General features: G+C 67.7%; 16 protein-coding genes. 12 read left to right on the top strand and 4 right to left on the bottom strand.

The genetic code is table 11. From position 1 onward, the window contains the following. Positions 1–2: 2 nt before the first annotated feature. The 3 genes from KHC28_RS16810 to KHC28_RS16820 all read right to left on the bottom strand — a co-directional run bounded on the left by KHC28_RS16810 (position 3) and on the right by KHC28_RS16820 (position 3,247). Entirely contained in the window at positions 3–1,151 is a 1,149-nt protein-coding gene (locus KHC28_RS16810) for an amino acid ABC transporter permease (RefSeq protein WP_214009497.1), read from the bottom strand. A 9-nt stretch (positions 1,152–1,160) separates the two neighbouring features. Continuing rightward, positions 1,161–2,207 (bottom strand): amino acid ABC transporter substrate-binding protein, encoded by a 1,047-nt coding sequence (locus tag KHC28_RS16815; protein WP_312893236.1) that lies wholly within the window; start codon positions 2,205–2,207, stop codon positions 1,161–1,163. A gap of 98 nt (positions 2,208–2,305) precedes the next feature. Continuing rightward, the gene (locus KHC28_RS16820) at positions 2,306–3,247 is read right to left on the bottom strand and encodes an aminotransferase class IV (protein ID WP_214009498.1); all 942 of its coding nucleotides are present in this window, start codon (positions 3,245–3,247) and stop codon (positions 2,306–2,308) included. 370 nt (positions 3,248–3,617) lie between these two features. Here KHC28_RS16820 and KHC28_RS16825 point away from each other — a divergent pair, with 370 nt between their 5' ends. The 3 genes from KHC28_RS16825 (at position 3,618) to KHC28_RS16835 (ending at position 6,798) form a co-directional block, all read left to right on the top strand. Then, on the top strand, positions 3,618–4,328 hold the full coding sequence (locus KHC28_RS16825; RefSeq protein WP_214009499.1) for a GntR family transcriptional regulator: 711 nt from the start codon (positions 3,618–3,620) through the stop codon (positions 4,326–4,328). A gap of 176 nt (positions 4,329–4,504) precedes the next feature. Continuing rightward, on the top strand, positions 4,505–5,884 hold the full coding sequence (locus tag KHC28_RS16830; RefSeq protein ID WP_214009500.1) for an aminotransferase family protein: 1,380 nt from the start codon (positions 4,505–4,507) through the stop codon (positions 5,882–5,884). A gap of 56 nt (positions 5,885–5,940) precedes the next feature. Then, positions 5,941–6,798 carry a DMT family transporter gene (locus KHC28_RS16835; RefSeq protein ID WP_214009501.1) on the top strand — a complete coding sequence of 286 codons (858 nt, stop codon included), beginning with the start codon at positions 5,941–5,943 and terminating at the stop codon, positions 6,796–6,798. Between the two features lie 12 nt (positions 6,799–6,810). Here the strand turns inward: KHC28_RS16835 and KHC28_RS16840 are convergent, their stop codons facing one another. Then, on the bottom strand, positions 6,811–7,764 hold the full coding sequence (locus KHC28_RS16840; RefSeq protein WP_214009502.1) for a helix-turn-helix transcriptional regulator: 954 nt from the start codon (positions 7,762–7,764) through the stop codon (positions 6,811–6,813). Positions 7,765–8,073: 309 nt separating this feature from the next. On the opposite strand from KHC28_RS16840, the gene KHC28_RS16845 reads away from it, so the two are divergent. From KHC28_RS16845 to KHC28_RS16885, 9 genes are all read left to right on the top strand, one after another. Next, positions 8,074–10,146 carry a hydantoinase/oxoprolinase family protein gene (locus KHC28_RS16845; protein ID WP_214009503.1) on the top strand — a complete coding sequence of 691 codons (2,073 nt, stop codon included), beginning with the start codon at positions 8,074–8,076 and terminating at the stop codon, positions 10,144–10,146. A gap of 11 nt (positions 10,147–10,157) precedes the next feature. Next, complete coding sequence (locus tag KHC28_RS16850; RefSeq protein ID WP_214009504.1) at positions 10,158–11,948, top strand: hydantoinase B/oxoprolinase family protein; 1,791 nt, start codon at positions 10,158–10,160, stop codon at positions 11,946–11,948. A gap of 36 nt (positions 11,949–11,984) precedes the next feature. Next, the gene (locus tag KHC28_RS16855) at positions 11,985–12,176 is read left to right on the top strand and encodes a hypothetical protein (RefSeq protein WP_214009505.1); all 192 of its coding nucleotides are present in this window, start codon (positions 11,985–11,987) and stop codon (positions 12,174–12,176) included. 101 nt (positions 12,177–12,277) lie between these two features. Next, positions 12,278–13,471, top strand: a complete 1,194-nt coding sequence (locus KHC28_RS16860; RefSeq protein ID WP_214009506.1) for an ABC transporter substrate-binding protein — start codon at positions 12,278–12,280, stop codon at positions 13,469–13,471. 59 nt (positions 13,472–13,530) lie between these two features. Then, the gene (locus tag KHC28_RS16865; protein WP_214009507.1) at positions 13,531–14,313 is read left to right on the top strand and encodes an ABC transporter ATP-binding protein; all 783 of its coding nucleotides are present in this window, start codon (positions 13,531–13,533) and stop codon (positions 14,311–14,313) included. Next, a complete protein-coding gene (locus KHC28_RS16870) occupies positions 14,313–15,062 on the top strand; it encodes an ABC transporter ATP-binding protein (RefSeq protein ID WP_214009508.1) in 750 nt (249 codons plus the stop codon). The genes KHC28_RS16865 and KHC28_RS16870 overlap by 1 nt, the downstream gene beginning before the upstream one ends. Beyond that, entirely contained in the window at positions 15,059–15,973 is a 915-nt protein-coding gene (locus KHC28_RS16875) for a branched-chain amino acid ABC transporter permease (RefSeq protein WP_214009509.1), read from the top strand. Before KHC28_RS16870 ends, KHC28_RS16875 begins: the two co-directional genes overlap by 4 nt. Before the next feature lie 12 nt (positions 15,974–15,985). Then, a complete protein-coding gene (locus tag KHC28_RS16880) occupies positions 15,986–17,065 on the top strand; it encodes a branched-chain amino acid ABC transporter permease (protein WP_214009510.1) in 1,080 nt (359 codons plus the stop codon). Between the two features lie 37 nt (positions 17,066–17,102). Next, positions 17,103–19,124 carry a hydantoinase/oxoprolinase family protein gene (locus KHC28_RS16885; RefSeq protein ID WP_214009511.1) on the top strand — a complete coding sequence of 674 codons (2,022 nt, stop codon included), beginning with the start codon at positions 17,103–17,105 and terminating at the stop codon, positions 19,122–19,124. Positions 19,125–19,136 lie beyond the last annotated feature (12 nt).

The following is a 19,136-nucleotide window of genomic DNA, read 5'->3' on the forward strand; positions in this document are numbered from 1 at the left end:
GCTCAGCGCTCCTTCAGCGCGACGCGCTCGTTCAGCTGCGCGAGGGCGGCGGAGGCGGCGAGGTTGATGATCAGGAACACGCCCATCACGATCACCATCACCTCGATGGCGCGACCGGACTGGTTGAGCACCGTGCCGGCGAAGATCTGCACGATTTCGGGATAGGCGATGGCGGCGCCGAGCGAGGAGCTCTTGATCAGGTTGAGATACTGGTTGGTCAGCTGCGGGATCATCAGCCGCAGCGCCTGCGGCAGCACCACCAGGCGCAGCGTCAGCCAGGAACTCAGCCCGAGGCTGTTCGCCGCCTCGACCTGTCCCTTGCCGATCGCTTCCACCGAGGCCCGCACGATCTCGGCGACAAAGGCGGCTGTGTAGAGCGACAGGCCCGCCCACAAGGCCACCAGCTCCGGCGGCAGCACCATGCCGCCGGCGAAGTTGAAGCCCTTCAGCGCCGGCAGGCTCCAGCCCTTCAGGCTGAAGGCGAGCGCGATGAGCAGCAGCGGCGGGACCAGCCAGAGCAGGCTGCTCCGGCGCGGATGCAGCGGAAGGTAGCGGCGGGCCAGAGGTGCCAGCGCGAGGCTGAGGAAGAAGGCGATGAGAAGCACGCTGCTCCACGGGCCGCCGATCGGCGCCGGCAGGAACAGGCCGCGTATGTTTAGGAAGGCGACGTCGCCGAAGGACAGGCTCTGGCGGGCTTGCGGCAGCACTTGCAGCACGCCGACATACCAGAACACGATCTGCAGCAGCTGCGGCGTGTTGCGCACCAGTTCGACGATGGCGCCGGAAACGGTCGACAGCAGCCAGTTGTGCGACAACCGCATCACCCCGAGCCCGAGCCCGACGACGGTGGCGGTGATGACGCCCATGGCCGAGACCAGCAGCGTGTTGGCGAAGGCGGTCACCAGCGCCATGAAATAGGTGTCGGTCGGGCCGAAGGACAGGATCTGGAACGGCATGCTGAAGCCGGCCGGGCTTCCGAGGAAGCCGAAGTCGAGCTGCATGCTGCGGCGGGCGAGATTGCTGGCGGCGTTCTGCGCGAACCAGGCGATGACGAGCCCCCCGATAAGGAGAGCCACGCCCTGCATCAGCAGGGCGTGGGAGGCTTTCATCGGCCAGAGCGAAGAGCCGCCCTTACGCGACTTTCCGGCCATGCGCGGATCTCAACGGAACGGCAGCGGGTAGTGCAGGCCGCCCTGGTTCCAGAGATTGTTGATGCCGCGCGGCAGGCCTAGCGCCTTGGGGCCGAAATAGGCGTCGTAGATCTGGCCGTAATTGCCGACGGACTTGATCGCCCGATAGAACGCCTCGTTGTCGAGGCCGAGCTTCTTGCCGAAATCGCCTTCAAGGCCGAGCAGGCGGCGCACGAAGGGATCGCTCGAGCTCTTCTTCTCGTCGACATTCTCCTTGGTGATGCCGAATTCCTCGGCGGTCTTCAGGCCGGCATCGACCCAGAATACGATGTCCGACCAGCGGTAGTCGCCGTCGCGGGTGTGGAGGCCCAGCGGCTCCTTGGAGATCACGTCCGGCAGGATGACCCAGTCGTCCGGGACCTTCATGGTCGAGCGGGCGGCGGCGAGCGAGCCGGTATCGTCGGAATAGCCGTCGCAGCGGCCGCTTTCCGCCGCGGCGAAGGCTTCCTCGGACTTCTCGAACAGCAGCGAGTTGATCGTGGTGCCCTTGGAGCGGGCGAAGTCGGCGATGTTGAGCTCCAGCGTCGCGCCGGTGAGCATGCACATGGTGGCGCCGTTGAGCTCGGCCGCCGAGTTCACGCCGAGGCTCTTGCGCACCATGAAGCCCTGGCCGGCGTAGAAGTTCACCGCCACCTCGGTGAGGCCGAGATCGATGTCGCGGGCGAAGGTGAGCGTGGAATCGCGCACCAGCACGTCGATTTCGCCGGATTGCAGCACGGTGAAGCGCACCTTGGCGGTGGTGCCGACATATTTCACCTTGGCCGGATCACCCAGCACCGCGGCCGCCAGCGCCTTGCAATAGTCGACGTCGAAGCCCTTCCAGGCGCCGCTGGCGTCCTGGAAGGCGAAGCCGGGAATGCCGGCGTCGACGCCGCAATTCAGCTCGCCGCGCTTCTTGATCGCCTCGACGGTCGGGCCGGGGGCCGGGATGCTCTGGGCCATCGCGGAGGCGCTGACCAGAACGCTACCGGCAAATAATGCCAGGGTCTTGAGAAGAGTACGGCGGGCTTTCGTCACGGCGACAATCCTCTGGAAGGTTGGAAAGGTCTTGTTTCTTGGAAGGCTTCCTTGAAAGGCGTTCTCGTGGGCGTGGCTCGGGGCGCGGTGCCCGGAGATCAGACCGTGGTGTAGTCGACCAGCTCGCCGTGCCAGCCGGCCTTGCGCTTCTCCCAATAGGTCTCGCGCAGCTTCTGGGTGAACGGGCCGGGACGGTCGTTGTTGAGGATGCGCCCGTCGAGCCGGCTGACGCCGATCGGACCACCGGCGGTGGAGGACACCAGGATCTCGTCGGCGTCGCGCAGTTCCTCGAGGCTGACGTCGCGCACCTCGCAGGGGAGGCCGAGTTCGGCGCAGAGCTCGATCACCGACATCCGGGTGATGCCGCCGAGCACATTGCGGTCGGGTGTGGCGACCACGCCGTTGGTGATGCAGAAAACGTTGTAGCCCGGCCCCTCGGTGACGTTGCCGGCGGCGTCGAGCAGGATCGGGTTGTCGGCGCCCTGGGCGTCGGCCTCGAACAGCGCCGCGGTCATGTCGGCCCAGTGGAAGTTCTTCGCACGGGCGTTGACCGAAGCCTCGGGGATACGTGGCGTCGAGGCGATGACCATATGGGCGCCACGCTCGATGATCTCCGGTTTCATCAGCCAGATGAATGGGATGGCGTAGGCTATGAGGTAGGGGCGGGCGTTCTTCGGGTGATACTGCGTGCCCGGCGCCGGGCGCCCGCGCACGCAGTCCATCGCCACATAGGCCTCGCGCAGGCCGGCGAGGGCCACCAGCTTGTGCAGGATGGCACGGATCTCGTCGTCGCTTTCCGCCGGGATGAGGTGCGAGAACTCCATCGAGGCGCGGAAGCGCTTGAGATGGTCGTCGAGGCGGAAGAACGTCCCGTCCCAGACGCTCACCACGTCATAGACCACGTCCGAACGGCGATAGCCCCAGTCGGTGACCGGGATGCGCGCCTCGCTCAGCGGCATGAACGCGCCATCCATATAGGCGGCGCCAGCGGCGAAAGCGGAGGTATCGGAGACCGTCGGGGACTGGATCGGGAGGTTCATGTCGCGGTCCGTTTCGCACGAGGGTTGACGTCGCCACCCGGACGCCACGCGACATCGCGGGCGCCGTTGCCTGGCGGCAGCAGCGGAAAATGAAGGAGTTTGGGCGCGATCTCTATGTGATCACAGGGAAGCGAGATGGACTATAGGGCTGCTCAAAACGGTGTCAATTACTGCGTATGACCATAAAATATGCGATTAAGGATGCAAAGCTGAGCATGCATCTCGCTGGTTGTGTGCGGAGAAGGGCGGTGAGCTGCCGGGTGTGATCACATTCGACCCGCGACGTCGGACTGGCCATTCCGGCTGCAAAATCCGTGATATAGCCGCAGTGGCCGATGATGCGGATGCCGAGATGGTCGGGGAGTGGGCGATGGTGGATCTGGAGGCGAACAGGGCGGGGCACACTCTCTCCGGACAGATCGCCGACGCTTTGCGTCATCGTTTACTGATGGGCGAGTTTCTGCCAGGCGCGAAGCTGTCGCTGCGTTCGCTGGCGGCCAGTTATGGCACCAGCATGCAGCCCGTGCGCGACGCGGTCTCGTCCCTCGTGGCCGAGGATGCGCTGGAGATCACGCCAACGCGGGTGATCCAGGTTCCCGAGCTCAGTCGCCAGAACTGTGACGACATCTTCCGCATGCGTGCGCTCATCGAGGGAGACGCCGCCGCGCTGTTCGTGCGGCGCGCGAGCGAGCAGGAATTCGTCGAACTGCAGGCACTGTCGGAGGCCGTACGCCCGGCGCAGCTCGGCATGGCCTTTACCGACCATATGCGCGCGCACATAAGGGGCTTCAACGACTGGTCGTTCTTTGTCGGCGACCGTTGTGGCTCGCCGCTGATGATGACGCTGATCCATCGCCTACGCGTGCGGATGGCGCCGGCGGTGGCGCTCGCGCTGTGCCGCGACGCCGACGAGGACTACTCCTTCCTCGAATTCTCCACTCACATCATGATGGAAATGGCCTGGGCGGCCCGCTCGCGCGATGGCGAGCGCATGCGCGACCTGCGCCGGTCCGACATTCTCACCTATCAGCGCTATCTCTACCGGCGCCTCGGCTGGTCGCTCGAAGGGGCGTCTTTCTAGCCGGGCTCCGCTCGTGATCACAGCGCAGCGTCAGGCGCCGCGGTGTGGCGCATGAGCGGCATCACGGCGCCTTTTTATTCTGACGAATACTGACGACGACATTCTCGCTTGACCGCCGTCGCGCTGCGCCCTTAGCCTTGCCCCATCTGTGATCACACAAGACGAGAGGCGCGACGATGAACGTCCTGGCGCGGGGCACCAATCTTCCCGGCAATTCGGCTCTGCTGCCGTTCTCCAACCTGCAGAAGCTGCGGGAGGAGCGTCCGCTGATGTTCGTGCGGGGGCAAGGCATCTACACCTTCGACGAGCAGGGCAAGGACTACATCGAAGCGGTCTCGACCTTCTATTGCGTCAATCTCGGCTTCAGCGACGAGGAGCTGATCGAGGCGGCGGTGGAGCAGCTGCGCGCCCTGCCGATGTATCCGTCGGGCATTCACCGGACGGTGCCGGTGGTGCTGGAGCTGGCCGAGCGGCTGGCGGCGGTCGCCCCCGTGCGCGGCGGCCATGTGATGTTCGCCACCACAGGCTCGGAAGCGAACGACCAGCTCGTCAAATTCACCTGGTACGCCAACCGCGTCGCCGGCGAGCCGAAGCGCCGCAAGATCATCTCGCGCCGCGCCAGCTATCACGGCGGCACCATCGCCACCACGGCTCTGGGCGGCAGCGCCGGATTGCAGGACGCGTTCGGAATCCCGACCGGCGACAGCCTGTTCGTCTCGCATCCGACCTGGCCGATCGGTGCGCTGCCGGGCGAGACCGAGGTCGCCTACACCGACCGCCTGGTCGCGGAACTGCGGCAGACCATCGAGGATGCCGGACCGGAGACCGTCGCCGCTTTCATCGCCGAGCCGGTCTCGGTGTCGTCGGGCATGTTTCCGCCGCCGGTCGGCTACTTCGCCAAGACCAAGGCGCTGCTGGACGGCTACGGCATCCGCCTCTATGCCGACGAGGTGGTGACCGGCTTCGGCCGCACCGGCAAGATGTGGGGCAGCGAGACGCTTGGCATCGAGCCCGATTGCATCAGCTGCGCCAAGGGTTTGTCCGGCGCCTACCAGCCGATCTCGGCGGTGGTGATGTCGGACGATTTCTACAGCCATCTCGAGGAAGGCGCCAACGCCGCCGGCATCTTCAACCATGGCGGCACCTATGGTGGCCATCCGGTGTCCGCCGCCGTCGCCCTCAAGGTGCTCGACATCTATGAGCGGCGCAACATTCTCGGCCATGTGCAATCGGTGATGCCGGCCTGGCAGAAGGCGCTGGCGAGCCTGGAAGATCACCCGCTGGTCACCGCCACCCGCTGCTTCGGCATGGCCGGCGCCGTGCAGATCGCCCCGCCGGGCGAGGGCGCCCCGGCTGCCGCTTCGCCCTCGCTGGCGCCCGGCGGGCTCAGCCAGCAGCTCTACATGGCCGGGCTGGCGGCCGGCGTGGTGGTGCGTCCGCTGCAGGGATGCGTGGTGCTGTCGCCGCCGCTGATCATCACCGAAGCCGAGATCGGCGAGCTGGCTCGCCGGCTGCGCCTCGCCCTCGACGCGACCCTCGCCGCGCTTCCGCGCTGATCCGGCGCCTGCCGTGACGGGTCGGCTCCGGCTGGCCCGTCGGCCGAGTTCCCGACATGTCCCTCACCGACAAGCTCCTGGCGGCGGCCGTGGTCGCCTGCTGGTCCGCCAATCTCGTGCTGGTGAAGCTCGGCGTGGCGGAAATTCCGCCGCTGCTGATGAGCCTCTTGCGCTTCATGCTGGTGGCGGCGCTGCTGGTGCCGCTGAAGCGGGTCTCGCGCCGGCAGCTGCCATGGATCCTGCTGGTGTCCGTCACCTTCGGCGCCATGCATTTCGGCTTCCTGTTCATCGCCCTCGGCGTCACGGAGGCTGGCACCAGCGCGGTGCTGGTGCAGCTTGGCGCGCCGATCGCCAGCCTGCTGGCCTGCCTGGTCTTTCGCGAGCCGCTCGGCGTCGTGCGCGCCGCAGGGCTCGTCATGACGGTGGTCGGCGTGGTGGTGCTGGCGCTCGGCCCTACCTTTCCCGGTCCGCTGGTGCTCGGCTTGCTGGTCGCCAGCGCCACCGGCTGGGCAATCACCAATCTGGTGGTGAAGCTGATGCCGCCCATCGACGCCATGGCGCTGACAGGCTGGTCGGCGTTGTTCGCCATCCCGCAAATGGCCCTCGCCACGGCCCTGTTCGAGGACCACGCGTGGGCCAGTCTCGCCGGTGCCGGCTGGCATGGCTGGGCGGCGGTGGTCTACAGCGCGCTTGTCTCCTCGGTACTGGCCTACGGCATCTGGTACCGGCTGCTGGCGCGCAATGCGGTGAACGCCGTCGTGCCTTATTCCATGCTGAACCCGGTATTCGCCATCGGGCTTGGCGCTCTTGTCTTCGGCGAGACCGTGCCGGCGCTCAAGCTGGTCGGCACGGCGCTCATTCTCGCCGGCGTGGTGCTCGTGCTGCTGCCGCGCCGGACGCCGGCGGTCGGCTAGCGAAGGAAGGCGTCAGCCGCGCCGGGCATAGTCCAGCGGCGACGTCCCCACGGCGGCGCGGAAAGCACGGCTGAAATAAGCCGGCTCCGAGAAACCGACGGCATAGGCGATGGCGGAGATCGAGGCGCGCGAGAGGTTGCGCGTCTGGAGCAGGCGACGCGCCTCGGTCAGGCGGCGGCTGCGGATCGCCCCAGACGGCGTCTCGCCATGTTCCGCGAAGATCTTCTGCAGGTAGCGCTCGGAGAGTTTCAGCGCGATGCCGATGTCGCTGGCGCTGAAATCGGGATCGCGGAAGCGGATTTCGATCACCTGCAGCGCCCGCTGGCGATGGGCAAGGCGCACCGCCGTCTCATCGCAATGCTGGTCGGCGCCCGAGATCACCAGCGCGAGCAGATCGAGCAGATGGGCCGTGATCCGGTGGCCGATGGCTGGGTCGATGGTTATCCCATGGCTGCAGAAGGAATTGGCGAAATCGAGGAAGAGGCGGACCATGACGTGGTCGCCGAAATCATGCGCCGTCCAATCGTCGACATGGGGCGTGCGCTCGCGCACGGCGGGGCCGGAAAAGCGCAGGCTGTGGAAGGTCGCCCGCTTCGGCTGGTCGTAGTCATAGGCGTCCAGCGAACTGACGAAGGCGAAACGGCCGCGCGCGAGATCAGCCTGCCTGCCGCGTTGGCGGAAGGCCAGTCCCTCGTCCAGCAGCACCGGCAGGAAGTAGAAGTCCTCCGGCTTGCGGGCGATCAACGGCGCCGTCCGACGCACCGCCACCGGGTCGGAATGGTAGCGGGCGAGCCGGACGCCGGCGATGTCGACGCTCTGGACCCAGCCCCTCGCGAAATCCGGGGCGGCGCTGAGGTCGACGGCGTAGAAATAATCATGCTGGGCCTCGGCCCATGCCTGCCGCCGCCGCGACGGGTGCAGGGTGGCGACATCGAACCGGCTCAGGACGGGTGCGGCCTCGTTCACGGGCGGTCATCCTTGTGAAGCGACATGTGCAAGCCGGATGCGGACTTTAGGTTCGGCGGGCGGGCCGGCACAGGCCAAACTTCGCGCAAGGACAAGCCGCTCCATGGGCAGGGCGGCGTATCGGTCGTCTAAATCGCACAACAAATATGCAAAAATTTAGCCTGCCCCATATGGGGCGGATTTGTCCAACTCTTTGTTCGCTCGATGACAAACGCTCCGCAGCCCGGCGGCTAAACTTTCCTCGCTTCGGTTTGTGACGGGTCGAGACGCCTCGATCCGCGCCTATCGGATCGTGTCGAGGAGCGTCAGATGGCCTATCGCATATCCGTCGATACCGGGGGCACCTTCACCGACGTCATCGTCAGCGACGGAGCCGGCGGCTTCGTGATCGGCAAGGCGCTGACCACCCGCAGCCGCATTTTCCTGGGCATGCGCGACGCCATCGAAGCCGCCGCGATGCAGCTCGACATCCCGCTCGGGAAGCTGCTCGCCGAGGCTGATCTGCTGATCTACGGCACCACCCGCGCCACCAACGCCATCGTCACCAAGACCGTGGCGAAGACGGCCTTCGTCACCACCGCCGGCTTCCCCGACACGCTGCTGCTGAAGGAGGGGGGCAAGTTCAACCCGCACGACTTCAGCCAGGATTATCCCGATCCCTATATCGCCCGTCGTCACACATTCGAGCTGACGGAGCGCATGGGAGCGGACGGCGTCGCCTCCATTCCGTTCGACGACGCGCAGGCTCGTGAAGTGATCAGTCGGATCAGAACGCGCGGTTTCGAGGCGGTCGCGGTCTGCCTTCTGTGGTCCATCGCCAACCCGGCGCATGAGGAGCGTTTCGCTGGCCTACTCGACGAACTGCTCCCCGGCATTCCCTACACGCTGTCGCACCGGCTGGTGCCGGTGGTGCGCGAATATCGCCGCGCCTCGGCGACCGCCATCGATGCCTCGCTGAAGCCGCTGATGCAGGATCACCTGCGTGGCCTCGAGAGCGACCTCAAGGCGGCGGGTTTCGCCGGGCAGATACTGGTGAGCACCACCGAAGGCGGCTGCAACCATATCGACGCGCTGGTGGAGAAGCCGATCTATACCGTCGGTTCCGGACCGGCCATGGCGCCGATCGCCGGCTTGACGTTCTCCGGTCTCGAAGCGCTCGGCGACGACGTGATCATCTGCGACACCGGCGGTACCACCTTCGATGTCGGTCTGGTGCGGGACGGGCGGCTGACCTTCACTCGCGATACCTGGCTGGGGCCGACCTATACCGGCGACCTGCTCGGCATTTCCGCCGTCGACATGCGCTCCATCGGTGCGGGTGGCGGCTCGATCGCCTGGATCGACGATGGCGGGCTGATGCGCGTGGGGCCGCAATCGGCCGGCGCCGAACCCGGCCCGGCCTGCTACGGGCGCGGCGGCACGTTGCCCACCGTCTCCGACGCCGCCGTGGTGCTCGGTTATTTCGATCCCGACTATTTCCTCGGCGGGCGGATGAAGCTCGACGTCGAGGCGGCGCGGCGCGCGGTGATGTCGGTCGCCGAGCGGATCGGCCTTTCCATCGAGGAGACGGCGTTCCGCATCCTCAGCCTCGCCAGCGACCTGATGATGCGCGCCATCGCAGACATCACCGTCAATGAGGGCGTGAATCCGCGCGAGAGCACCATCGTGGCCGGCGGCGGCGCGGCCGGCATCAACATCATGACCATCGCCAAGGAACTCGGCTGCGAGCGGGTGATCCTGCCCAAGGTGGCCTCGGCGCTCTCCGCCTCCGGCATGCAGTTCGCCGACATCGTCGCCGAGGAGACGGCGAGCCTCGTCACGCTGACCAATCGCTTCGACGCCGCGGCCGTCAACGAGGTGCTGGCGGGGCTGGAGGCGCGGCTGGAGACGTTCCGCGCCGTGTTGCCCGGCGAGAAGGACGCCTATCGCATCGATCTCGTGGCCGAGGCCCGCTATCTCGGCCAGGTGTGGGAACTCGACACGCAGCTGCCCGTGCGCCGCTTCACGGGCGATGCCGATCGCCTCGCGCTGGTCGAGGCCTTCCACCAGGTGCATGAGCGCGTCTTCGCCGTGCGCGATCCCGGCAGCCCGGTCGAGGTGGTCAACTGGAAGGCCCGACTCGTCGTGCACCTCGCCAAGCCGCCGGAACCGGCGGTGGTCGCGACACGCGTCGAGGCCGGAGCGCCGACCGCCCGGCGCGACTGCTTCTTCGGCGACCGCACGCCGCTGCCCACCGCCATCTACAAGGCCGCCGACATCGCGCCCGGCCTCGTCATCGCCGGACCGGCCATCGTCGAGGAGCCGACCACGACGCTCGTCGTCTACCCCGGCATGTCCGCCGAGGTGAGCGCTTCCGGCAACTACCTGCTGCGCACCGCGTGAGGGAGACCATCATGAGCACCGGGACGCCCGCCGAGTTCGACCCCTATCTCACCGCGATCATCGCCAACCGCGTCGACGGCATCGTCCGCGAGATGACGCATACGCTGCTGCGCGCCGCCCGCTCGGCGGTGATCAACAGCGCCCGCGACTTCAGCTGCTCGATCTGCACCGGCGACAACGAATTGCTCGCCTCCGCCGAAGGGCTGCCGATCCACATTTTCGGCAGCCACATGCAGACGCGGGCGATGGCCGATTTCCACGGCGCCGACATCCGCGAGGGCGACTGCTACCTGCACAACGACCCCTATTCCGGCAACACCCACGCCGCCGACCATACGTTCCTCGTACCGGTGTTCTTCGAGGGCGAGCACCTGTTCACCACGGTCGCCAAGGCGCACCAGGCCGATATCGGCAACGCGCTGCCCACCACCTATTCGGCGACCGCGCGCGACCAGTACGAAGAGGGAGCGCTGATCTTCCCGGCGGTACGGGTGCAGCGCGACTACGTCACCGACGAGAACGTCGTGCGCATGTGCCGCTCGCGCATCCGCGTGCCCTCACAATGGTATGGCGACTTCCTCGCCGGCATCGGCTGCGCCCGCGTCGGCGAGCGCCGGCTGAAGGAGCTCTGCGCCAAATACGGCAAGGAGCGCGTCAAGACCTTCATCCGCGACTGGATGGACTATTCCGAGCAGCGGATGGTGCAGGCGATCCGCAAGCTGCCGGCGGCGACGCTGACCAATAGCGGGGCGCACGACCCGTTCGGGACGCTGCTGCCGGAGGGCATCCCGCTCAAGGTCACGGTGAAGATCCAGCCCGAGGCGGGCATGATCGATCTCGACCTCACCGACAATGTCGACAATGTCGATTGCGGCTTCAACGAGAGCGAGGCCTGCGCCACCTCCTCGACGGTGGCGGGGGTGTTCAACTCGATCGACTCCACCGTGCCGCGCAATTCGGGCTCGTTCCGACGCATCAAGGTGCATCTGCGCGACGGGGCGGTCGCCGGTCGGCCGAAATTCCCGCACAGCTGCTCGGTCGCCACCACCAACATCGCCGACCGGCTGATCAACATCGTGCAGTCCTCCTTCGCCCAGATCGGCGACGGCTGGGGGCTGGCGGAGGGCGGCGTCGGCATGGGCGCCGGCTTCGCGGTGATCTCCGGCAAGGACGACCGCAGCGACGACGGCGCCTTCGTCAACCAGCTGATCATCACCGGCGCCGGCGGCCCCGGTGCGCCGGCCGCCGATGGCTGGCCGACCTATGCGCTGCCGGTGGTCGGCGGGCTGATGTATCGCGACAGCGTCGAGATCGACGAGCTCAAGCACCCGATGCGCTTCCACTTCCTGCGCATCCTGCCCGGCACCGGCGGGGCAGGGCGCTTTCGCGGCGCGCCAGCGATGGAACTCGCCTACGGCCCGACCAAGTTCGCCATGGACGTGCTCTGGCCCTGCGACGGCACCCACTTCGCCCCCAAGGGCGTGCGCGGCGGGCAGGACGGCACCTGTGCCCGGCATTTCCGGGTGGAGGTCGATGGCAGCGAGACCGAGCTGCCCAACATCGTCAACATCCGGCTGGAGAAGGGCGCCTATGTGCGCGGCAACCACACCTCGGGCGGCGGGTATGGCGATCCGCGCCAGCGCGATCCGCGCCGGGTGCTGAAGGACGTCCTCGAAGGCTACGAGACCGAGACCCGCGCCCGCGACCTCTACGGCGTCGTGTTCACCGGGCTGGTTGAGGACGAGACGCTCGACATCGACCCCGCCGCCACGACCGCCGCCCGCCGGGCGCTGACGAGCTGACGGCGCGACACGATCCCCGGACATCAGGAGGACACCATGCGTTTCTCGGCCAACCGCCTCTACATCGAATCCTATGAGAAGTGCCCGAACTGCGGCGTGCTGCTCTACGACACGCCGAGCGCCCGCGCCTCCTGGGTGGTCCAGAGCGGCAAGACCTATTGCTCGCAATGGTGTGTGACCTGGGAGGCCGACCGCGCCGCCCGGCGGGCCTCGGCGCCGGCGAGCTGAGCGGCCGCCTTGTCCCGCGGGCGCCCGCGGTGACCTGACCTTCCCCCGAAACCGACCCGCCGCGCCGGACGCGGCACCTCTTTCCCCATGGAGCAGACCGGATGAGAAAGTTGCTTTATGCGCTGCTCGGCAGCGTCGTCACCCTGCTGCCCCTGCAGCCGGCCCGCGCCGCCGACGAGATCACCCTCGGCATGGCCGTCGCCTTCTCCGGCTGGATGGAGGCCTATGACGGCGAGGCCACCAAGATGGCCCAGCTGTGGATCGAGGAGCAGAACGCCAAGGGCGGCGTCCTCGGCAAGAAGATCAAGGTGATCACCGCCGACACCAAGACCGATCGCGTCGAAGGTGCCAAGGCCGGCAAGCAGCTGGTCGACGAGGGCGCCGACATGCTGCTGGTCTCGGCCGACTACGACTATGGCGCACCCGCCGCGCTGCAGGCGCAGAAGGCCGGCATCATCTCGGTGTTCATCGGTGCTTCCGATCCCAAGGCCGGCGTGCTCGGCGTCGGCCCGCTCTCCTTCACCGCCAACAATGCCGCCCAGCTCGAAGGCGCGGTCATGGCCGAGTGGGGCTATGAGAAGAAGGGCCTGCGCAAGGGCTACATGCTGGTCGACGAGACGCTCGAATACAACAAGTCCGCCTGTGCCGGCTATGAATGGATGCTGCCGCTGAAGAAGGGCGAGCTGGTCGGGCAGGATTCCTTCAAGAGCCAGGACGCCACTATCTCCTCGCAGGTCACCCGCCTGGCGGAGGCGATCCGCAACAAGGGCGTCGACCACGTCATGCTGTGCTCGGCCAACCCGGCGGCGGCGAGCGCGCTGCGCCAGCTGCGGGCGGCGGGCGTCAGCATCCCCGTGCTGTCGGCGACGGCGATGGACGGCACCTACTGGGTGAACTCGGTGCCCGGGCTCAAGGACTTCTACCTGCCGGTGCAGGCGCTGGTGAAGGACGATCCGCGGCCGGACGTCAGCGCGCTGACGGCGGCCTTCGAGAAGAAGTACGGCAAGCCGCCGACCACCCAGTACGCCTATCCGATCTACGCCTTCCTGCAGATGTGGGCGGCGGCGGCGACCAAGGCCGGCACCACCGACAGCAAGGCCGTGGTGGCGGTGCTGAACGAGATGAGCGACTTCCCGACGGTGATCGGCCCGCGCTCCTTCGCGCCCAAGCTGCACGTCCAGACCCGGAACCCGATGTTCGTCGTCTCCTATGACGGCGACAAGGAGACCTCGGTCGGGGAGTGGACGATCACCCAGCCCATTCCCGACCCGGTGCTCTACCGCCTGAAGAAGTAGCGCGCCGCTTCCGGCCGGCGGGTGCTCCGCCGGCCGTCCCGCAACCGCTGGAGGTCCGGATGAACGACATCCCCGTCTTCGTCGAGCCGCCCTCGCTCGGCGTCGACCGCACGCTGACCAATGCGGCGAAGCTCGCCGCCGAGGGGTTGTCGGTGCGCTTCAGCGGCCTCTTGGCGATCTCGGACGTCACGCTGCGGCTGGCGCGCCACGAGATCCTCGGGCTGATCGGGCCGAACGGCGCCGGCAAGACCACACTGGTGAATTGCCTCACCGGCTTCCAGGCGCCGACCGACGGGCGGGTGGTGTTCGGCGAGGAGGACACCACCGGGTGGTCGGCGGCGCGCTTCCGCGCCCATGGCATTGCCCGCACCTTCCAGGCCGGCCGGCTGTTCAAGGACATGACGGTGGCCGAGAATGTCGAGGTGACCGGCGTCGGGCTCGGCCTCGGACTCAAGGCGGCGCGCGAGCACGCCATGGCGTTGCTCGGCTGGATCGGCCTCGCCGACAAGGCGCAGGCCAAGGCCGGCACGCTTGCCTATACCGACCAGCGCCGGCTGGGCATCGCCCGCGCGCTGGTGCTGTCGCCGGCCTTCATCCTGCTCGACGAACCTGCGGCCGGCATGTCGGACGCCGAGTGCGAGGAACTGATGGCCCTCGTCTCGGCCATCCCGAAGAGCTTCACCTCCGGCGTGCTGCTGATCGAACACAATATGCGGGTGGTGATGGGCATCAGCCACCGGGTCCACGTCCTCGATGGCGGCAAGACCCTCGCCGAGGGATCGCCGGCGGAAATCCAGAAGCATGAGGCGGTGATGGCCGCCTATCTCGGCATGGAGGCCTGATGGGCGCGCTCCTCACCGTCGACGACGTGCATGTGCGCTATGGCGACCTCGTCGCCCTGCGCGAGGTGTCGCTCAGCGTGGCGCAGGGCGAGGTAGTCTGCATCATCGGCCCCAACGGGGCCGGCAAGTCGACCCTGCTGGCGGCGGTCGCCGGCGGCGTGACGCCCTGGCGCGGCGCTATCCGCTTCGGCGATGTCGACGTCGTCGGGATTCGGCCGGAGGTGGTGGCGCGCCAGGGCCTCTCCCTCGTACCGGAGGGGCGGCACATCTTCGGCACCCTGACCGTCGACGAGAACCTGCGGATCGGCGGCTTCATCCACAAGGGCCGCGCCGACGCCAAGGCCGACTATGAGCGGCTGCTCGAGCTGTTCCCCCGGCTGCGCGAGCGGCTGAACTTCCCGGCCGGGCGGCTGTCGGGCGGCGAGCAGCAGATGCTGGCGGTCGCCCGCGCGGTAATGACGCGTCCCCGCCTGCTGCTGGTGGACGAGCCCTCGCTCGGTCTCGCGCCGCGCATCGTCGACCAGATCTATGAGATCCTGCTCGATCTGCGCCGCCGCGAGGGGCTGACGCTGGTGATCAACGAGCAGAGCTCCAACCGCATCCTGAAGCACGCCGACCGGATCTACGTGCTGCGCGGCGGGCGCATCCAGCTGGAAGGGCGCGCCGCCGACCTCGCCGACGGCGAGGCGATCCGCAGCGCCTATTTCGGCTTCGGTTCCCCGGCGACCCTGGAGGGCGTGGCGCCATGATCGCGTTTCTGCAGAACCTCATCGACGCCGTCAGCCTCGGCAGCATCTATGCACTGACCGCGCTCGGCATCGGGCTGCTGTTCGGCATCCTGCGGCTGATCAACTTCGCGCATGGCGACTACATCACCATCGGCGCCTATGCGCTGATCGTGCCCTCCGCCGACGTGACGGCCCGCCTGATGATCGGCGAGCTGCCGCTCGTGGTGATGACGCCGCTGATCTGCCTGATCGTGGTGGTGGTGGCGCTGTTGTCCGACGTGCTGGTGTTCCGGCCGCTGCGCCGCGCCTCCTCGCCGACGCTGATGATCGCTTCCTTCGCCGTCAGCTACATCATCCAGAACGGCGTGATGATGTTCTACGGCGCCCGGCCCAAGGCCGTCGACCTGTGGAGCGGCGCCAACACCCAGATCCTGATCGGCGACCTGCGGGTGCCGATGCTGCAACTGATCATCCTCGTGGTCACGCTGGTGCTGATGGCGGCGCTGACGCTGTTCCTCAGAAAGACGCCTTACGGCATCCAGATGCGCGCCGCCGCCGAGGATTTCCGCATGGCGACCTATCTCGGCGTGCGCGGCAACCTCGTCATCGGGCTCGCCTTCGCCATCAGCGGCATTCTCGCCGCGGCGGTGTCGCTGCTCTACACCACGCAGTCCGGCTCGCTCAGCCACACCATGGGCCTGCCGCTCGCCCTGTTCGCCTTCGTGGCGGTGGTGGTGGGCGGCATGGGCAGCCTCGTCGGCGCGGTGGTCGGCGGCTTCGCCATCGGCATCATCGTGACGATGTTGCAGGCCTATCTGCCGCCGGAACTGCGCGCCTTCCGCGACGCCTTCGCCTTCGCCTTCGTCATCCTGGTGCTGCTGGTGCGGCCGGCCGGGCTGGTGCCATCGCGCACCACCTTCGAGCGCGTGTGAGGAGTGGGAGCGATGCGCGATTTCCTCATCCGCCACCAGACGCCCGCTCTGCTGGTCGCCGGCCTAGTCATCGCCGCCGCCCTCGGGGTGCTGACCGGCAACGAGACCGCGCAGGTGACGCTGACCGAGATGTTCATCCGCCTCGTGGTGGTGATCGGACTGTGGGTGTTCATCGGCAATTCCGGCATCATCTCCTTCGGCCATATCGGCTTCATGGGCATCGGCGCCTATGCCGCCGCCTGGGCCACTGCCGAGCCGAGCTTCAAGCAGATCATGCTGTCCGGCCTGCCGGTGTTCCTGCAGGAGAACCAGTATCCCTTTGTCTTCGCGATCCTCGGAGCGACGCTGCTGCCGGCGCTGGTGGCGCTGCTGCTGGGCGCCGCGCTGATGCGGCTCGCCGGCACCGCCGCCTCCATCGCCACCTTCGCGGTGCTGATGATCGTCAACAGCGTCTACGCCAACTGGGACTCGGTCACCGCCGGCTCGTCCTCGATCATCGGCATCCCGACGGTGGTCGGGCCGTGGGTCGCGGTCGGCTTCGCCGCCGGGGCGGTGATTACCGCCTATCTGTTCCAGATCTCCCGTCTCGGCCTGATGCTGCGCGCCTCCCGCGACGACGAGGTCGCCGCCCGCGCCTCGGCGGTGGAGGTGAAGCGGATGCGGCTCGTCGCCTTCGTGCTCAGCGCCGCCATCGCCGGTGCCGGCGGCGGGCTCTACGCGCAATTCCTCGGCATCCTCACCGTCGACCCGTTCTATCTCGGCCTGACCTTCATCACGCTGGCGATGCTGGTGGTCGGCGGCATGTCGAGCCTGTCGGGCGCGGTGGCGGGCGTGTTCGCGGTGACCATCATCGTCGAATTGCTGCGCCTCGCCGAACGGGGCGTCCCGTTCGGGTCGGTCACCGTCGGGTTGCCGCTGGGCAGCCAGGAGATCGGCCTCGGCGTGCTGATGGCGCTGATCCTGATCTTCCGTCCCAATGGCCTCTCCAACGGGCGCGAGCTGGTCTGGCCGCGCCGCGCTCCCACTGACGAGGCCGCGGCCCGCAAGGCGCCATCCGCCGCACTGGCGGGCGAGGCCGCGCCGTCGCCATGAACCGCATCCTTCCGATTTCAGACAAAGGGCAGAAACGATGAGCACCAGATTCGGCGTCGACATCGGCGGAACCTTCACCGATTTCGTCGCCTATGACGAAGCCGGCCGCACCCTCAAGGCGTGGAAGAACCTCTCGACCCCGGAGAACCCGATCGAGGGCATCATGGCCGGGCTGCGGACCTTCGGCGACCTCGACGCCATCGCGGCGGTGCGCCTCGGCACCACGGTCGCCACCAATGCGCTGCTGGAAGGCAAGGGCGCCCGCATCGCCTATGTCACCACGGCGGGGTTTCGCGACATTCCGTTCATCGGCCGCGGCAACCGCAAGCACCATTACGACCTCGCCTGGGTGAAGCCGAAGCCGTTCCTCAAGCGCCGCGACGCGCACGAGATCCATGAGCGGATCGATGCCGGCGGCAATGTCGCCGAGCCACTGGATGAGGCGGGCGTCGCGCGGCTCGCCGAGCAGCTGCGCGAAGCAGGGGAGGTCGAGGCGGTCGCGGTGGTGCTGCTGCACTCCTACCTCACCCCGGTGCATGAGCGGCGGGTGAAGGAGATCTTCGCCGAGCACCTGCCCGGCGTGCCGGTGTCGATCTCCTATGACGTGCTGCCGAAGTGGAAGGAGCATTTCCGCTCCTCCACCACCATTTGCGACGCCTTCATCAAGCCGGTGGTGGCCCGCCAGCTCGGCTCGATGCGCGCCGAACTCGACGCCAACGGCATGAAGGCCCCGGTGGTGGTGATGCGCTCCAATGGCGGCGAGATGAGCCTCGCCGGCGCGGTCGAGGCGCCGATCCAGATCGCGGTGTCCGGGCCGACCGGCGGCGTCATCGCCGCCAAACGCACGGCCGAGCTGCTCGGAATGAACAACCTCGTCACGCTCGACATGGGCGGTACCTCGACCGACGTCTCCACCGTGGTCGACGGCAAGGAGAAGTTCACCACCGACTTCGAGATCGAATGGGGCCGCCCGATCCAGATCCCGATGATCGATATCCGCACCATCGGCGCCGGCGGCGGCTCGATCGCCCGGATCGATGCCGGCGGCATGCTGGTGGTCGGGCCGGAAAGCGCTGGCGCCAATCCGGGGCCGGCCTGCTACGGGCGCGGCGGCACGCTGCCGACCGTCACCGACGCCAATGTGGTGCTCGGGCGCATCAGCCCCGGCAACTTCCTCGGCGGCTCGATGGGGCTCGACCGCGAGGCGGCGGCCAAGGCGGTGCAGCCGCTCGCCGAGGCGCTTAGCCAGTCCATCGAGGAAGTGGCCTTCGCCATCGTGCGCATCGCCAACAACAACATGGTGGGCGCGCTGCACACCGTGCTGACTGAGCAGGGGCTCGACCCGCGCGACTTCACGCTGGTCACTTTCGGCGGCGCCGGCCCGCTGCATGTCAGCGACCTGATGGAGGAGGCCTCGATCCCGAAGGGCATGGTGCCGAACTTCCCCGGCCAGTTCTCCGCCTTCGGCTTCACCATGGCGGATGCGCGGGTCGACCGCTACCGCACCGTGCAGCTGAATTCCCGGCGCTTCGACCGCGAGCGGGCGGCGGCGGCGATGGCGTCGCTGATCGAGGAGTGCCGCGCCGAGCTGGCGGCGCAGGGCCATGCCGACGCCGCCGTCGCCTGTAGCGTCGAGATGCGCTACCTCGGCCAGAATTACGAGCTGGAGATCCCGGTCGCGGCGAAGAGCTTCTCCGACGCGGAGATCGCGACGATCCTCGAGACCTTCCACGCGCAGCACGAGGCGCGCTTCGGCTTCCGGCTCGCCGACCATGTCGAGATCGTCAACTTCCTCGTCACCGGCACCGCGCGCACCGGCGCGCTGGAATTCCCGCTGGTCGGGGCGGCGACCGGGCCGGCGCCCGTGCGCTCGACGCGGCCGGTGTGGTTCGCCGCCGGCTGGCGCGACACACCGGTGTTCGACCGCGCCGACCTCAAGGAGGGGCACCTCGTCGAAGGGCCGGCGCTGGTCGAGGAGAACGCCTCCGTCACCGTGCTGAACCCCGGCATGACGCTCAGCGTCGACCGCTACGGCAATCTTCTCGTTTCCGCCAATTAGGAGGCCCCGCTC

This window comes from Ancylobacter sonchi (assembly GCF_018390695.1).
Taxonomy (GTDB): Bacteria; Pseudomonadota; Alphaproteobacteria; order Rhizobiales; family Xanthobacteraceae; genus Ancylobacter; species Ancylobacter sonchi.

Excerpts from the sequence above, each read along its gene's own strand:
- KHC28_RS16810 (WP_214009497.1), bottom strand. The coding sequence starts at position 1,151 with ATGGCCGGAAAGTCGCGTAAGGGCGGCTCTTCGCTCTGGCCGATGAAA.
- KHC28_RS16820 (WP_214009498.1), bottom strand. The coding sequence starts at position 3,247 with ATGAACCTCCCGATCCAGTCCCCGACGGTCTCCGATACCTCCGCTTTC.
- KHC28_RS16825 (WP_214009499.1), top strand. The coding sequence starts at position 3,618 with ATGGTGGATCTGGAGGCGAACAGGGCGGGGCACACTCTCTCCGGACAG.
- KHC28_RS16830 (WP_214009500.1), top strand. The coding sequence starts at position 4,505 with ATGAACGTCCTGGCGCGGGGCACCAATCTTCCCGGCAATTCGGCTCTG.
- KHC28_RS16835 (WP_214009501.1), top strand. The coding sequence starts at position 5,941 with ATGTCCCTCACCGACAAGCTCCTGGCGGCGGCCGTGGTCGCCTGCTGG.
- KHC28_RS16845 (WP_214009503.1), top strand. The coding sequence starts at position 8,074 with ATGGCCTATCGCATATCCGTCGATACCGGGGGCACCTTCACCGACGTC.
- KHC28_RS16850 (WP_214009504.1), top strand. The coding sequence starts at position 10,158 with ATGAGCACCGGGACGCCCGCCGAGTTCGACCCCTATCTCACCGCGATC.
- KHC28_RS16855 (WP_214009505.1), top strand. The coding sequence starts at position 11,985 with ATGCGTTTCTCGGCCAACCGCCTCTACATCGAATCCTATGAGAAGTGC.
- KHC28_RS16860 (WP_214009506.1), top strand. The coding sequence starts at position 12,278 with ATGAGAAAGTTGCTTTATGCGCTGCTCGGCAGCGTCGTCACCCTGCTG.
- KHC28_RS16865 (WP_214009507.1), top strand. The coding sequence starts at position 13,531 with ATGAACGACATCCCCGTCTTCGTCGAGCCGCCCTCGCTCGGCGTCGAC.
- KHC28_RS16870 (WP_214009508.1), top strand. The coding sequence starts at position 14,313 with ATGGGCGCGCTCCTCACCGTCGACGACGTGCATGTGCGCTATGGCGAC.
- KHC28_RS16875 (WP_214009509.1), top strand. The coding sequence starts at position 15,059 with ATGATCGCGTTTCTGCAGAACCTCATCGACGCCGTCAGCCTCGGCAGC.
- KHC28_RS16880 (WP_214009510.1), top strand. The coding sequence starts at position 15,986 with ATGCGCGATTTCCTCATCCGCCACCAGACGCCCGCTCTGCTGGTCGCC.
- KHC28_RS16885 (WP_214009511.1), top strand. The coding sequence starts at position 17,103 with ATGAGCACCAGATTCGGCGTCGACATCGGCGGAACCTTCACCGATTTC.